The sequence below is a fragment of the Arenimonas malthae CC-JY-1 genome, from assembly GCF_000747075.1.
Classification (GTDB): Bacteria; Pseudomonadota; Gammaproteobacteria; order Xanthomonadales; family Xanthomonadaceae; genus Arenimonas; species Arenimonas malthae.
This window is the reverse complement of sequence record NZ_AVCH01000124.1, coordinates 1-621: the sequence shown is the minus strand read 5'-3', so window position 1 is coordinate 621 and position 621 is coordinate 1. Positions and strand designations below refer to the sequence as shown.

Annotated in this window: 1 protein-coding gene; it reads right to left on the bottom strand. The window is 76.3% G+C overall.

Features of this window, described 5'->3' with window-relative positions:
- A partial coding sequence (locus N790_RS16355; RefSeq protein ID WP_169742146.1) for a Y-family DNA polymerase occupies positions 1–621 on the bottom strand: 621 nt, incomplete at both ends.

Below are 621 nucleotides of genomic sequence, written 5' to 3'. Positions count from 1 at the left end.
CGCGGGTCGGCGTGCGGCGCCCACTGGTACACCGCGTCCTCGCCCAGCCGCGCCTGCAGCCGCGCCTGCAGGGCCGGCCAGTCCATGGCGCTGGCCGGCCGCGCTTCGAACAGGTCGCGCCCGGCCGGCACGAACGGCGGCAGTTCGGTGGCGCGCAGGCCGAAGGCGCGCACCGGCGCCGGGATGGGTTCGCGTTCGAGCACCAGCCTGGCCAGTTCGAACAGCCGCGCCGGGTCGCGCTCGGGCGTCATCGCGCCCACCACGTGCGCGCTGGGCGGGCGCAGGTCGTGTTCGAACACCAGCTCGAAGCGCTGCACGCCGCCGTCGCGGCCGACCAGGAAGGCGCACAGGTCGCCCAGCAGCCGCCGCAGCGGGAACAGCAGGCCGGTGTGGTAACGCACTTCGTCGTCGAACTCGAAGCGCGCTTCGAACACGTCGGGCGGCTGGTAGCAGGGGCGCAGGTCGGGAGCGTCGCCGGTGAGCCGGTCGAGCACCTCCAGCAGGCCCGCGCCGAAGCGCCGGCGCAGGCCCGCGCGCGGCAGCGCGAACAGCTGCCGCAGCCGGCGCACGCCCATGCCGGCCAGGGCGTCGCGGGTGCGTTCGTCGAGCGGCGCGTGCGCC